The sequence below is a fragment of the Pantoea sp. LMR881 genome (assembly GCF_027157825.1).
Classification (GTDB): domain Bacteria; phylum Pseudomonadota; class Gammaproteobacteria; order Enterobacterales; family Enterobacteriaceae; genus Pantoea; species Pantoea haifensis.
In genome coordinates this window covers 160,639-173,560 of the sequence record NZ_JAPVOK010000006.1, presented here as the reverse complement: position 1 = coordinate 173,560, position 12,922 = coordinate 160,639, and the positions used below count along the sequence as shown (strand labels likewise).

Here is a 12,922-nt window from a genome sequence, read left to right as displayed (position 1 = left end):
TAAATGTTGAAAGTCAGTTGGTTAACAACATGTCCTGCAGAATGGCAGCATTTTCATAAGGTACGGTTTGATCATCATCACCCTGCATAATGAGTGTCGGCACCGTAATGGTTTTCAAATCTTCCAGTCTGGTCTGTTTCACAAAAAGGCTTTAATGCCTTCGTAATGGGCTTTCGCACTGCCGTTCATACCCTGACGCCACCAGTTCTGAATAATTCCTTGCGGGTCCGCTGCGCCAGTCCGGTTAAAACCATAAAAGGAATGAATGCCACATCAAGGTAGAACTGAGCACGATTAGGCCGCGAACGCCTGGCGAAACCATCAAAAAACGTCAGCTGGCGTACCGCCGCGGGATTATCCGCCGTCTTAACCATCAAAATTGGAACGGCGCTGATCAGGCGCAGCACCCGCAACCCCGTCCCTGTGACTGACCATAATACGCGCTGACCTTCTGTGTTTACTTCACACTCCTCCTGTCAGGTGACCAGCGTGAACCGTGTTGTTTAAATCTGATGTTCAACAGCGGCCGAAACGTCAGCGGCGTAATGATCCATATCGGACCGTCACTGGCCTGATCTGAACGTCCATGGCCACGGCAGTCAATATGATAACGCGAAAGCCTTTTCCGAGAAAAGCAACATTTGAGCATCGAGTCATCCACGCTTAAGAGGCCATCCATGATGAAAAACAATAAACATGCGTTTTGGGGACCCCAGTCTTTAAAATATATATTTACGCCGTCTTTGGATTGTAACAAATGACATAGCACTAACTCCTCTGTTGAACGAAAAAGACAGAACGGGTGATGGGCTTTGCGCATGAGGCAAGGACAAATTTACAGGGCAGTTAAGAGCTAGATGTTCAGTAAGTTATGCGGCGAAATAGGCAAGTGTTGTAAAGCTTCCACGCGATTAAGCATGACTTCAAGGTAGTATAAGGCAGAAACAGACGTAGTAAATGTCACATTAAAAGGCATATGAAGTCCGTATGAACAGATTTTATGTGAAAAAACGCCTGCGTATTAACAGCTAAACGCAATCACAGCAGGCGAGACATCAGGCGATGTTCCGCCAGCGTAGTGCATACCTTGAAGCGTCCTCCATCGGATCGGGAAAAGAACACGGCGTAATAATCAGGACGCCGCTCACCTGCCGCATCAGCAATGGTGACATTGTTCTCTTCCAACCATACCTGTAACTGATCAACATCCTGGCGGCCGTTCAGTGACCAGGCGCAGTAATCAAAGCAGGGTTACCCGGCCGATAAAGGTTTTTTACCCGCCTTGTTCATCGGCCTGATAGATCCATAAACCGGGTCGATGCCATCGGTCCAGCCCGCGGCCTGCAGCTTCTCCTCTGAAGCATCGAATCCCAAAGACCGCATCAACCCGTGATAGAACGTTCGTGATGCAGCGAAATCACTGGCGGATACGCACAATCTGATCGACTGCCTGTACGCGTGACATTTTACCTCCGTAGTTAACCGGGTAACCCTCTGTTTAAGCGTAGTCAACCAGGTGCACCCTGACTTGCGATGAGGCTACGCTCTCTACAGGCCCGGATTTTTGCTACCAGTTTTATCGTTAACAGAGAATCAAACTTTCATGTCGCTGTTTATCGCGTCAGTAACAATTTATTATCGAGGCAGGTGTTGCCGCTTCATGATCCGGTGCGTTAGCTGGCTATTTCAGCTCCGGCCCCATGTCATCCGCCCATAAGCTTCTCATGATATCGGCCACAGGAGATTGCGGCACGTCCGGCAAGCCACCGTAACCGGCGTGATAAATCTGGCTCCCCAGCGAACATTCACAGCGTAACGGCTCTTTACAATAAAGGCGTATAATCAACATTATGTTAAATAAATGCAGGTTATTCTCTGGGTAGCAGTAATAAAAATGAGCATGAATTTCTGAGTCTTCCTCTTTGGACAATACACGTTGGCAGCCTGCCGCACCGGCAGCGGCCCTGTATTAAAACCCCGCCAACGGATCTCCCACAGCCAAGCCATCAGGATGAAGAAAAACCGCACGCCCACGCCACACGACGCGGTGTCCAAAATCTTCGATGAACAGGCTGCAGCCTTTGTGGCGAAAACCTGAACGGAGGCAGCGGGTGCTGGTAAAGCTACTTGATTCAGGCGGGTGAAACGCCGGATGCCGAAACCGTTATTCGCGAACTGGCGCACCGCGTGCCACAGCATGAGGACAGACTGATAACAATTGCACAGCAGCGAAGAAAAGGCCGGAAAAGAGGCGTGTCAGGAAGAGGCTGGAAAAGGACGGCAACTGGCGGGCTGACCAGCCAGGGAGTGCCGCAACCTGCTGGCAAACGGCATGGATAGCGTTTCTGTCATGAAAATGACCGACCTGTCGAAGGCTGCAGCAGTCACCACTGAGTTCCGGTTAAAGCCGGCAGGTGTGAAGCATCCGGCAGGCAAGTCGCTCTGAATCATGGCAGGTTAATCGACGCACCCACCGCGTGTCGCAAACTGCCACTATAGTTGTAGCTATTCGCCTTTCTTCACACCCGTTCAAAGTTTCGTGATTCTTTCTCGGAATCAGGCGATGGTGACTCTCGCTGGATAGCTGTGCGTTATCATTGCGCCGATGTATCAGTATTCCGCTGGATGAGAATAAAAAGCGACCGCGTGGCTGCCGTATTCATCTTCGGGTAACTGGCGTTTTCTGGTACGGGCTTAATGATTATCAAACAGCGGCAGTTAACGAGGATATCAGCCGGATCGCACGAGGATCAGGATTATGGATGATAAAACTGAAGCAGCATTGCAATCGGTGCTGAGATGATATCACTGATGTTCACAGTATTCATGTCGGTATTCAACCGCCATGCCGGACATAAGCTTCCTGCGCTGTGCCACTGACGGGCGAAAGCAATTAGTATAAACGCGGGCGGCTGGCAAGCTGTTGCTCCGTCGGCGGTGGCTTTTAATTGAAGACGATACACCTGCAATGAGCGACGACGATATGAAACGTAAAACAAGCGTTTGTCGACGGTGCGCAACGAGCCGTCGGACAGGAATAGAACTTGTGGGATTCATGCGGCGGCATGGTTATCTGCTGCATCAGTTTCTTTCGCTTTCTAACAAGCGTAGCGGGGATGAGTATGGGAGTTCGCTGGAAAACAGAATGCGCTTTCCGCTGAGGTTTTTCAGAGCGGTACAGAGTCCGTACCCGGAAACTATACGGGTTGGCGTCGGACAAGGATTTCAACCACAGACTGGGTAGAGGGCGAAGGCTGGGATGCTAGCTCAAAGTGAATCGCCTTCTCGAGAACAGCTCAGAATCGCTTAACTGTGCCTACTATTCGTGTGTTTCCAGCGGTGGGTTAGCGCAACGGCGAAAATCCCAAGGTACCAGGCTGGCTATCAGGTGCGCTTTGGCGGCTCGAGATATTAAGCAACATCGCGATATTCCGGTAATTGCTGTTGGTCTGATAAACGAGGCCTCAGCGGGCAGAGAAGATCTGTTGAAAAACGAAGAAGCCAGATCTGGTCTGACACACTGGCGCACCAGCATTCTTTGATGTCCATACCGCTGCGCGGCGCGCGGCAGCAGAATTTGCAAGGGAGCGGTTAACGTGCCGCCACACATGTGTATCTTCGGGCGCCGAGGCCGAGCGGCGTGTAAAGGAACGCGTGAAGCGGATGAGTAATGGCTAAATCACAAAAACCCCGTAAACGGCTCACCGGATGCGGGTTTCTCTGCAGGTAACCCTGACCTGAACGGTTGATGCGTTGAGGGGGTCGCGTCTTGTTTAACCTGGTTGTTTGTCCTGCGGGAGTTAGCCACTGGCGCAATTTGGTTGCAGTGCTGGCTGGTTTAAACCAAACAGGGTTGCCAGCACAGGAATACGTTTGATAAAGCCATAGCAACAGGTACTTAGTATCAAAAGCAACCGGGTGTCGCTGCAGCGACGCAAGTAGAAAGCGAAGATTATCCGGGAAATAACAATCAAACAGACGCCAGTGCGGTAAAGAATGGACAACGGATGAGTGCATGTCGTAGACCACAAAGCCGAATCGACGATAGCTTTTCCAGTGCGCGAAACGATTTTCTTTCCAGGCGCATTTTCTCAAAAACAGAAAGAACAATCCAGTAGGGAGAAAATAGCAGAGGAAAGCGCTGGATGCAGAGCCGGGTAAATACTTCATCCCACCCCGCCAGGGTTGCAAGGAGGACGTGCGCCCGAAGGCGGCGCAACAAGCAGAGCGCCAAGCGGACCGAAACCCTGAATGCGGCAGGACTTTTAGCGTCTCTGGGATCTTCTTTCTGGGTAAGTGAGGATACAGCGCACCAACCGGCTGCAAAGTAACACGGAGGGCAGGGCGGTCAGGGAATTAACGACACCAGTTCACCTGCATCTTTATGCACCGTACCAGAAAAAGTGCAGCTCGAGAAAGAAAGCCACTCGGGAAGGCGAACTGGCACGGGAAAGGGGACGGCGGGAACTTTGCATTTGCGCTCTTCGCCTATACGGAGCAGGAATAAAAAGGAGATGGCGGAATAACGAGACAGGGAACCACAGGTGAGTGAAGGTGCGTGTAAACCCTACCGCTAATCCGGCAGCGGTACATATGCACTGCCTTTAATCGTTGCAGCAGCGAATTTACATGACGCCAGGAATAAGGCGAAAGCAGAGATAAGGGGACAAGCACGCCTCTTCTTTCGATTTTGGATAAAAGAGAAATCTTTCCTTTGCGTAAAAACACCATCGCTGAAAACAGCCTACAATAAAAGAAAAAGCTTCATTCGGAACGTATGAGACGAAACTCAATAAGGGAGGTAAAAAAGCCGATTCATTTTTTCCTGACAGGTAATACCAGGAATTCCCTCCGGGTAAACTGCGTGCTCGTGGTACAGCACGCCTTCTAAAGTAAGCAGCGCGTAAAAATCGAGGCCTGTATTTCGCGTTGATAAAAATGAAGTTTTATCCACTTTTTCTCCATTAAGGGTTTTTATTGCATTGCTTTTAAGTTGGGTCTGTTTGCGCACTGGTGAAAAAGTGAGCACCGTTAAACAAAACGGCATTGTGTTTATTTGGCCCGACTGTAACAGACATCCCTCGGCAAACGACGTTTTACATGAGAAACATAATGGTATCAGCTTTACATTATGCATTAACAGAGTCAGGAAATATTCGGATAAACCTCGCAATGAATAAAAGAGGTTATCGTTTTAATGCACACGCCGAAAAGTAAGTAAACCAAAAAGGAAATATCTTTTAACTTATGATAGGTAATGTTGAAGTTTTGATATCCCGCACATGGGTGGTCTTGGTAATTAGCAAGCTAAGTTATTTTATTTATGAGTTCAGGCGCATGTCAGGCAGGTATGATTTAAAGAATAATCTTAAGCCTGACAGTAAAACTGATTAGCAAAGGTGATGGCGATGAAAAAATGTTTCAAAGTTTAGCCGTGCTGTTTTTAACATTTCATCCGTTAAATGGGACTGTTCCTATTCCTGCCAGGCAAAAATGATAAATCACGCTTTCGGATTGTTTCGTTCATGCCCCTTTGTTGCCCTGATGTCACACAGGCAATCGGTTGAGATAAGCATCATGTATACACGTCAAAGGTAAATTCAATGAGGCTACATATTTCTTTTCCAATAATGTTTTCCTTATTTGCTCTCTTTTCTGTTTTGAGCGGGACGGTACATGCAGCTGATGCTCAAAAGGACTTTATTATTGCGGCTTATGGCGGATCCAGTACCAAAGGTGTGATGGCAGTAAAAAAGAAGGAAACTAAAGTCGGTTATCACAAAAGAAAATGAAATAGCTGTGTAATACGCTTTTAAAGATAAATATGGTCCGGGTATTCGCGTTGTAAATTATGGCGCCGTCTGCACAGGCACTGGAGTTACTGACAGGTGAATATCATTACCGCAAAATAAAACCGGCGTGAGGAGATGGAAACATCGGAAGCTAAAATTATTATTCCTTAATTTTGCCATGAACGATGCCCGGCACTATCGTTTCAAAGATACTGAACCTGATTATATTGTCAGTCCGGTAAAATATGGCGAAGTGATGTCAAAGCTGATTGAAATTGCGCGCCGAAGGCAAAGCGGTGATTGTGTCAGGAACCGCATCCCATTTGCGGGCGTATCGCACGTGTGAAGTTAGAACCTTATGTTTCCAGTCTGAATGCTGTTGCCCGGTCAGAATCGGTGCCTCTGGTTCCCCAGTTTGAACGGATTAAAAAATGGATAACTGGCAGGCCTTAATGTCACCAGACTGTACTCATCCTTCCAGCGAGCTGTATAAAAATAAAGCGCAGGCAACCTTTGCTGTTCTCGAAAAAAGCTTCGGTACGCAACTGGCCGCTTATCAAAAAAATATGCAAACGCTTGATCAAACCTCAGTGGCTAAACAAAGCGTATCGCCGCAACCGTAGTGATTTGTTATGAATTGTACGGCTGAACCGTACAATTCATAATGCGTCTCAGTGGTGGCTTATCCAGAGCCCGTTTAAAATGTCCAGCGTATCCCTGCATTGTAACGCCAGCCTTTCGCGCCGTTTCCGTCAATTTCTTTGCGGTAATCAGCTTCAGCGTAGAGCGAAACATCATTTTAAAGCGGGTGGTACCGCCAATGCCGACATCCCACATTTGACCAAATTTACCGCTTTCGAAGCGTTGGTTACTGTCACTGTCAGCGGAGCCCACTTTCACCTTCGCCGTTCCACCCCAGCCGTGATAATAGTTAGTGCGGATATAAGGCGTGTACTGACGCTGACTGTCATCCTGCAATAAGCGATCCAGACGCGCGCCCAGACGTCCGATGGTTTGCTCGCATAAGCATCCCAGGCGACGCGGGTGCGATCGCTGTCGGTGAAATCATCCATTTTAAGGTTCAGATACGTCAGCTGTGCCTGCGGTTCAAGGCGCAATCCGTTTGCAAAGGTCAGCGAATAACCTGACTCCAGCGACGCGGTCCATCCATCCCTTTGCTGATCCTGCCTCTTTTTCACGGGCGATATCGGTTTCACCGCGATGCCAGTTCCGGGCCAGCGAACCGTCCAGATAGAAACTGTCACGCTGCCGGTGGTGTAGAGCGCGAGGCTGTCACTGTCGAAAGTCGTGGAGCTGTACCCGTCTGCGGCGTGCGGACGTATCCGCGTGTTGCCGCGCGTATAGGATGCCGCCGCGCAGGCTGTCACGCACGCCATCCCTGCGTAGCAGGTTGCCGCCCAGTTGAACGGCGCTGTAATCGAGATCGAAATCATAACCGTACTGACTGACATCGCGGTGACTTTTATAGTCAGATTTGAACCGAGATAGCGAATAAACATCTCGCCACTCAATGCGTCCGTGTTACTTTGCTGATGACGCAACTCACCGAGGCGTTTATGCAGATCGTCGGTGATCGCCAGCGTGTAATGGTGGGCCAGACCCAGAGGTGCTGAAATATAGGAGGCACCTGCGGTATCACTGCTGGTCGCACCGCTGCCTGGGTGCTTCCTGTTTGCGGCTGGCACAGCGAACCCCTTCACAAACATAACTGTTGGCGAGGCGATAATCCCAGAAGGCGTTACCGCTGCCGCTGAGCTGGCGCTGGCTGGCACTGCTCGTACCCGGTGTAAAACTGTACAGGCTGTATTGCCACGGCCCTGACGCCACGTAGCCCTGTTTCAACACGAAACTGCTGGCGCTGGCATTACCTGAAACCTGTACCAGCGAGACGCCTTCGGTGGCTTCGACTACGCCGTCGCGGTTAGTATCCGCCTGTTCGCCAGCCACCAGCCTGTCGTCGATAAAGGTCGTAGCCGCTGACGCTGCCGTTGACAAGCAGCCTGTCACTCTGCGTGGCGGTGGAATTGAGTTGTACAGTTCCGCCTGCTGACGCCAGCTCTCCGTCGATAGTCAGCGTATTACTGGCGGTGTTGCTTCCGTTAGTCAGATCCAGCGTACCGGCATTATTCACGACGAGAGAATCGTCAGTGGCACCCTGCAACAGTGGATTAACGTTATCACCCGCGAACAGCGTCGAACCGCTGTCGATATTGATGGTGCTGTGCGCAAGTTTGATGTTATCGGTCAATGTCCACTTTGAGCGGGGAGAAGTTAAGCGTGCTCCATCCGGCACCGAGATTAGTGCCTTTGCTCAGATCATCGCTAACAAAGGAGCCACCGCGCGCCTCGATCTCACTAAAACTCAGCGTTGCGCCCGCGCCGCTTGCAGCGGTGATGTGACTGGTCTTCGCCAGGCTTACTTTTTGCACCCTGGCCTGATTATCGCTGCCGCTGCCCATTGTCAGGCTGCCATTTAACGTTCCGCCGGTGACAAGAAGTGAATCGCTGCCGTTGCCGGTATTCACATCTCCAGTCACGTTGCCGTCCAGCAGGGCAATGACGTCATCGGTTGCTCCGCCAGCCACCACAACGGTTTCCGGGAAGGGGGCAAAAATGTTCCCTTCATTGAGGAACACCGTCTGACCGCCGCGTAAGTCGATGATTGGCGCGACCAGGCTTAATGAGGTGATTGAACCCTGGTTGATCACTTCACTGGCGGTGCTGGTCACTATCGCTGAGCCACCGTTGGTATCCCGGATCCACAACAGAACCCTGAGAAATTACCCTGCCGGTGGTATCAGCACGGATGCCGGTGCCTTCGCCTGAAACGAGGATGGAATAGTTCTTCCCGATCACCAGATCGTTATCTGTTGTTGAGCCGTCGGCATTGGCAAACAGATAACCGGTGCCGCCGTTGCTGACGTTGATGAAGGCGCTGCCTTCAGGATCGAAGGAGGTTGCAGAGCGAATGCCGGTGCCACCGCTTACGTCGAGCATGACGTTTTGCAGTGAAATGTTTGCCGTTTCGGCGCGGTTGTTGATAACGCTACCGCTGCCGTAGACACCTAAAATGATGTCGTTGGCCTCAAACCAGGCGGCACCGTTATCCAGTAACAGCGTGTCAGCACTACCGCTGGCGGTCAGGGTGCTGCGGCCCTGACCCTCTCCATAGAGGTTTAGCCCCGCCTCGTTGCCAACACGTAACGCGGCGATACCATCATCCACTCGCAGTTCGCTGTCCATCGGCACATACTCACCTTGACCACTGTTGACATCCACGCCGATGCCCGACGCCACATGCACGCTGCCACGGTTGGTAAAATTGCCCTTGTCATACAGGCGTACACCTGTGCTGTTATCCCCGGTTAAATCGACGCGCCCCGGGTATTGATTGAACAGCCGTGCGCCGCTACCCACAGCAAAGGCTGTGATATTTTTGCCCTCACCCGCAATTTGAGATGCGGCATAAATCGTTGCGTCACTGCCGTCGCTGACCGCGCCGACGCTATTTTCGCCGTTCAGCGTAATAGCGTTTGAAAGCGTAGCTTCTGCGCCATCGGTCACGCGCACTGCCGTTGCGGCTTCGCCGTTAACGGTGAAAACGGTCGTGCCGAATAAAGTGGTGCCGGTGCCAGAACCTGTAATCCCGTTGCTGCCTGCACCGCTTAACGTGACGTTAGGCGCGGTAAGGGGATAGAAGGAAGCCCCTGTGACAAGACGGTACAGCGTCGAGCCGTCCGTACTGACATCGGTATCACCACTGCTGCTGACCAGGCTGGAATTTACATCGAGCGCCTGATAAGCGGTCTGGTTGGCGCTGTGAAACACGACCTTGCTGTCTGTTCCAAGGTTAAGCGTTGCGCCTGCCCAGGCTTGTGCGCCCAGAACATTTTCGCCGTAAAGATTGATGGTACCGTTCTGGTTGATGCGGGCCAGCGGGTAACTGGCCGATGCACCGATAGTCGGTGATAGCAGAATACTTTCTCCCGCGCTGACGTTTAGCGTACCGCTGTTAGTAATCACGGTTGATCTGAGATTATCGCCAGCAAAAGGATTAGCATTCGCACTAAGCCCGGTGCTGCTGCGCGTCACGCTGATATCGCCACTGTTGATGACGGTTGAACCGGAATAGGCTTCAATGGCATGGGTTCCCGGCCGCCGAACGTGATGTTGCCCGTATTGATCAACTGAGCATGATTGGCTGCGACCAGACCGTTTTGCCAGTCAGCGGCACCGTTGATGGCAGCATGGTTAATGAGCAGGCTGTCATCAGAGGGTTTTGAATTTGGATCGATATAATCGCCGACCAGGTTACGTTTCATGCCGTCCACTAATGCTGCTCTTCCTGTGTCAGCGGTTATGTTTATCTGGGTGTTCGCATCAATGATGCCAAGAGCACCGTTTTCTATTACTAAACCGGTGGCGATCTGGCCAATGTTGATTGTTGCGCCGTGAGTATAGACCTGTGTGCCGTCACCACTTCCCATCACGCCAGTGGAGAAAAATGTATCCGCGGTAAGGGTCATACCACGTCCATCAAAAATCGCGCCATCCTGATAGCGAAACAGCGTGTTAAACCAGTTGGACGTTGTATAGCTGCCGTTGGCGGGGAGATTAATTCTGGCTTCCGGGCCGATCGCATAAACACCAATTTGATACTGACCGCCGTTCAGGCGTGGCACCGCGTCGGACGTCACGTTAACGGTGGCATTACCTTCGGCGCGAATGCCGACAGCCGAGTTGCCATTAAGGTTTATCGGCCCGCTAAGATCCGCTTTGACACTGCTGCCCTCTTGGCCAGTCAGCCAGACGGCGGTATTGATTGTGCTGAAAATGGAATCGGCGTCACCGTTGACATTTATCGTGCCGCCAGAGAACGCGCTGGCGCTGTTGCCGTCGCGGGCAATGATTTTCATCGCGGTGCTATTATCGCCGTTCAGGTTAATGGTGCCGGTGTTGCCAACGCGCCCGCCACTGCCAGAGTCAAGTACCAGCATGCCGATGTTTTCAGCGGGCTGAAATTGCGCGCGTCCATTGATATCAATCACGCCATTGTTGAGCGCCAGTGCATTCGGCCCCGCTTCAACGCGCATGGCAACCGCGTTCTGTACTCCGGAACCAATAACAATATGACCGTTGTTGATGGCGCTGGAATCATGGACCTGGCTGATTGCGCTGAGACCGCCGCTCAGATTGATAGCCACATCCGTTGTGTCGCTGGTTTGACTATTCTGCGCAGCGCGACCAAGATAAATCGTGCCGTCATCCGCATTGGTAAAGCTGCCTTTTCCACTGAAACTTACGCCTGTCCCTGCGCTACTGCTATCAACGTCTGTGACACCGACATTGATATTGCCATGATTGATCGCGCTGCTGCTGCCCAGCCAGATAGCCTGACTCTCCCAAAATTCGGGCCTTCACCAGGCGCAAGGTTAATTACGCCGTTGTTAGTGAACTGACTGCCAGAGGAGGCCGACACCGCTTTGCCGATATAGCCGAGCGTGCTGGGGTCTACCCCGTTGCCGTTAGCGTTATTAAAAAAGCCACCGTTTATCACGCCGTTATTGATTCCGCTACTGCCATTGATTAATTCCAGCGCCTTGCTTTCTGACTGTGCTGGCCCGGTACTGGCGAGTTTGCCATCAATAATTGCGCTGGCCCCGTTACTGGCACGCATCACAGCGGTACTGTTGTTCACAACCTCCAGGGTTTTACCACGCGCGTGATTTTGATGCTGGCATCGGGACCCTCGGCGCTTAGCACTACCTGATCGCCCAGCGGCTCTGCTATCTCATCATTGAGATTATCGCTGCTCATGCGATACACCACGCTTTTGTCATTCAGAGAAAAAGCTTTATTAAATTCGGCGTTATAGTTTTCTGGGCTGAGATTAACGTCGGAGAGCTGAGCGATGAGCCAGTTGTTGTAATTGCGTAACTCATTGAGGTTATTAACGTTAAAGGTGCTGGTAGCGCCATCAAGGGGTTGTTACGCTGAAAACGCCGCTGTAGTTGACTACGTTGCCCCTGTTATAGGCTAACCGATCACCGCTATAGGGTGGCGTGGCGGCGGTAAAAGTAATGCGGTTGTTTGAGTTCCAGTTCAGGTGCCCTTGTTTGCTGGCGGTAAATAATTCGCTCTGTTTCGCCGCCATTGACCAGCTGTTGGTGGTGGCACGGCTTGCAGCGCCTTGCCTGCCAATATCGACATTTATGGTGCCATTACTTACCGATGCCACCCGCGCATTAATATATTGCGCATCATTAACATCAATATAATCTGGCACTACCGTGTCGAGACCAATGACAGGCAAATGGGTCATAAAATCTGAATTATAAACCTGATACAGCGTATAGCTGTTGGATTCGACGTCAGGGATGCGAATGTTTAAGGTTTGTTGACCGATTTCGATACGCTCTTTCCCGGTCAAACTGTCATTAATGATGCGACCCTTATTTTGCAATTCGGTTAGCGTAATGCGCGTTTCACCCCTTTTGCCGGGGTAAATTGAGGCAGCCCGCTTAGCATTTGCGTGCTGCCGTTGCAGAGGCAGTAAACGCCTGCCTTATTGTCGTTCAGCTCCGGCGTATAAGGTTTTAATTCCGCCGCAGTGACATTAAACGCAGGGATCACCCCTTGCGCCGCGATAAGGCCCAGAAGTAAAGGATTTAATTTAAACAAGATGTTTTCCTCAACAGAGAAAATACAACGCCCGGATCAGGTTAACCGTTACGTTTCAGGCATTTTTGTTCAATTAAATATTTTATGTGAGGATGAGTAAGAATTTGGTGATGCAATTAACATCATTTCACTCATGAAATATTTATCGGAACTTGATAATTTTTTATTCAAGAGACTATTTCCGGACAAAATGCTGGAAATAAATATTTTATGCCTGGATCTTAATTGTGGTTTAAAGAAGAGTAAAATTAGTAGATTGCGTTTTAATTTAATTCCTTTTTATTAAGAGCAGATACATAAATGACAGTGGATAAAAGTCTGACTACGCTAAGAGTTAAGCTAATCAGGCATTAATGCTTTTTCAGTGTTATAAAAAATAACCCCAGGATAAAAATCCCCAAAACAGGACCGGTTATTATTTTACTGCG

18 protein-coding genes and 2 pseudogenes are annotated in these 12,922 nt (G+C 50.5%); 5 read left to right on the top strand and 15 right to left on the bottom strand.

The window, feature by feature from the left end:
• Positions 1-16 precede the first annotated feature (16 nt).
• Together O3W44_RS23695 and O3W44_RS23690 are read right to left on the bottom strand one after the other, a co-directional pair.
• Positions 17-764 (bottom strand): annotated as a pseudogene (locus tag O3W44_RS23695) (alpha/beta fold hydrolase); the annotation flags it as partial.
• A gap of 274 nt (positions 765-1,038) precedes the next feature.
• Positions 1,039-1,185, bottom strand: a complete 147-nt coding sequence (locus tag O3W44_RS23690) for a hypothetical protein (RefSeq protein WP_269295103.1) — start codon at positions 1,183-1,185, stop codon at positions 1,039-1,041.
• A 939-nt stretch (positions 1,186-2,124) separates the two neighbouring features.
• Here O3W44_RS23690 and O3W44_RS25250 point away from each other — a divergent pair.
• From O3W44_RS25250 to O3W44_RS23680, 3 genes and pseudogenes are all read left to right on the top strand, one after another.
• Positions 2,125-2,256 (top strand): annotated as a pseudogene (locus O3W44_RS25250) (ISNCY family transposase); the annotation flags it as partial.
• 712 nt (positions 2,257-2,968) lie between these two features.
• The gene (locus O3W44_RS25245) at positions 2,969-3,244 is read left to right on the top strand and encodes an oxidoreductase (RefSeq protein WP_442954697.1); all 276 of its coding nucleotides are present in this window, start codon (positions 2,969-2,971) and stop codon (positions 3,242-3,244) included.
• Positions 3,245-3,395: 151 nt separating this feature from the next.
• Entirely contained in the window at positions 3,396-3,542 is a 147-nt protein-coding gene (locus tag O3W44_RS23680; RefSeq protein ID WP_269295101.1) for a hypothetical protein, read from the top strand.
• Positions 3,543-3,591: 49 nt separating this feature from the next.
• Here the strand turns inward: O3W44_RS23680 and O3W44_RS23675 are convergent, their stop codons facing one another.
• Both O3W44_RS23675 and O3W44_RS23670 read right to left on the bottom strand, forming a co-directional pair.
• Complete coding sequence (locus O3W44_RS23675; RefSeq protein WP_269295100.1) at positions 3,592-4,170, bottom strand: hypothetical protein; 579 nt, start codon at positions 4,168-4,170, stop codon at positions 3,592-3,594.
• Between the two features lie 619 nt (positions 4,171-4,789).
• Entirely contained in the window at positions 4,790-4,954 is a 165-nt protein-coding gene (locus O3W44_RS23670) for a hypothetical protein (RefSeq protein WP_269295099.1), read from the bottom strand.
• A 649-nt stretch (positions 4,955-5,603) separates the two neighbouring features.
• On the opposite strand from O3W44_RS23670, the gene O3W44_RS23665 reads away from it, so the two are divergent.
• Positions 5,604-5,792 (top strand): hypothetical protein, encoded by a 189-nt coding sequence (locus O3W44_RS23665; protein WP_269295098.1) that lies wholly within the window; start codon positions 5,604-5,606, stop codon positions 5,790-5,792.
• Between the two features lie 431 nt (positions 5,793-6,223).
• Positions 6,224-6,415 (top strand): hypothetical protein, encoded by a 192-nt coding sequence (locus O3W44_RS23660; protein ID WP_269295097.1) that lies wholly within the window; start codon positions 6,224-6,226, stop codon positions 6,413-6,415.
• A 7-nt stretch (positions 6,416-6,422) separates the two neighbouring features.
• Here the strand turns inward: O3W44_RS23660 and O3W44_RS23655 are convergent, their stop codons facing one another.
• The 11 genes from O3W44_RS23655 to O3W44_RS23605 all read right to left on the bottom strand — a co-directional run bounded on the left by O3W44_RS23655 (position 6,423) and on the right by O3W44_RS23605 (position 12,494).
• On the bottom strand, positions 6,423-6,770 hold the full coding sequence (locus O3W44_RS23655) for a hypothetical protein (RefSeq protein ID WP_269295096.1): 348 nt from the start codon (positions 6,768-6,770) through the stop codon (positions 6,423-6,425).
• Entirely contained in the window at positions 6,689-7,498 is an 810-nt protein-coding gene (locus O3W44_RS23650; RefSeq protein WP_269295095.1) for an autotransporter outer membrane beta-barrel domain-containing protein, read from the bottom strand. The genes O3W44_RS23655 and O3W44_RS23650 overlap by 82 nt, the downstream gene beginning before the upstream one ends.
• The gene (locus O3W44_RS23645; RefSeq protein ID WP_269295094.1) at positions 7,449-7,808 is read right to left on the bottom strand and encodes an autotransporter outer membrane beta-barrel domain-containing protein; all 360 of its coding nucleotides are present in this window, start codon (positions 7,806-7,808) and stop codon (positions 7,449-7,451) included. Before O3W44_RS23645 ends, O3W44_RS23650 begins: the two co-directional genes overlap by 50 nt.
• Positions 7,735-8,061, bottom strand: a complete 327-nt coding sequence (locus O3W44_RS23640; protein WP_269295093.1) for a hypothetical protein — start codon at positions 8,059-8,061, stop codon at positions 7,735-7,737. Before O3W44_RS23640 ends, O3W44_RS23645 begins: the two co-directional genes overlap by 74 nt.
• Positions 8,051-8,542: a hypothetical protein gene (locus O3W44_RS23635; protein ID WP_269295092.1), complete on the bottom strand. Its 492-nt coding sequence runs from the start codon at positions 8,540-8,542 to the stop codon at positions 8,051-8,053. The genes O3W44_RS23640 and O3W44_RS23635 overlap by 11 nt, the downstream gene beginning before the upstream one ends.
• The gene (locus O3W44_RS23630; RefSeq protein ID WP_269295091.1) at positions 8,523-9,905 is read right to left on the bottom strand and encodes a hypothetical protein; all 1,383 of its coding nucleotides are present in this window, start codon (positions 9,903-9,905) and stop codon (positions 8,523-8,525) included. Before O3W44_RS23630 ends, O3W44_RS23635 begins: the two co-directional genes overlap by 20 nt.
• Positions 9,902-11,017, bottom strand: coding sequence for a hypothetical protein (locus O3W44_RS23625; protein ID WP_269295090.1), 1,116 nt, complete (start codon positions 11,015-11,017; stop codon positions 9,902-9,904). Before O3W44_RS23625 ends, O3W44_RS23630 begins: the two co-directional genes overlap by 4 nt.
• 95 nt (positions 11,018-11,112) lie before the next feature.
• Complete coding sequence (locus O3W44_RS23620) at positions 11,113-11,511, bottom strand: hypothetical protein (RefSeq protein WP_269295089.1); 399 nt, start codon at positions 11,509-11,511, stop codon at positions 11,113-11,115.
• Complete coding sequence (locus O3W44_RS23615) at positions 11,508-11,630, bottom strand: hypothetical protein (protein WP_269295088.1); 123 nt, start codon at positions 11,628-11,630, stop codon at positions 11,508-11,510. The genes O3W44_RS23620 and O3W44_RS23615 overlap by 4 nt, the downstream gene beginning before the upstream one ends.
• A 160-nt stretch (positions 11,631-11,790) precedes the next feature.
• Positions 11,791-12,276 (bottom strand): hypothetical protein, encoded by a 486-nt coding sequence (locus tag O3W44_RS23610; protein ID WP_269295087.1) that lies wholly within the window; start codon positions 12,274-12,276, stop codon positions 11,791-11,793.
• 5 nt (positions 12,277-12,281) lie between these two features.
• Positions 12,282-12,494 (bottom strand): hypothetical protein, encoded by a 213-nt coding sequence (locus tag O3W44_RS23605; RefSeq protein ID WP_269295086.1) that lies wholly within the window; start codon positions 12,492-12,494, stop codon positions 12,282-12,284.
• Between the last annotated feature and the right edge of the window lie 428 nt (positions 12,495-12,922).

Excerpts from the sequence above, each read along its gene's own strand:
- O3W44_RS23660 (WP_269295097.1), top strand. The coding sequence starts at position 6,224 with ATGGATAACTGGCAGGCCTTAATGTCACCAGACTGTACTCATCCTTCC.
- O3W44_RS25245 (WP_442954697.1), top strand. The coding sequence starts at position 2,969 with ATGAGCGACGACGATATGAAACGTAAAACAAGCGTTTGTCGACGGTGC.
- O3W44_RS23615 (WP_269295088.1), bottom strand. The coding sequence starts at position 11,630 with ATGAGCAGCGATAATCTCAATGATGAGATAGCAGAGCCGCTGGGCGAT.
- O3W44_RS23665 (WP_269295098.1), top strand. The coding sequence starts at position 5,604 with ATGAGGCTACATATTTCTTTTCCAATAATGTTTTCCTTATTTGCTCTC.
- O3W44_RS23675 (WP_269295100.1), bottom strand. The coding sequence starts at position 4,170 with ATGAAGTATTTACCCGGCTCTGCATCCAGCGCTTTCCTCTGCTATTTT.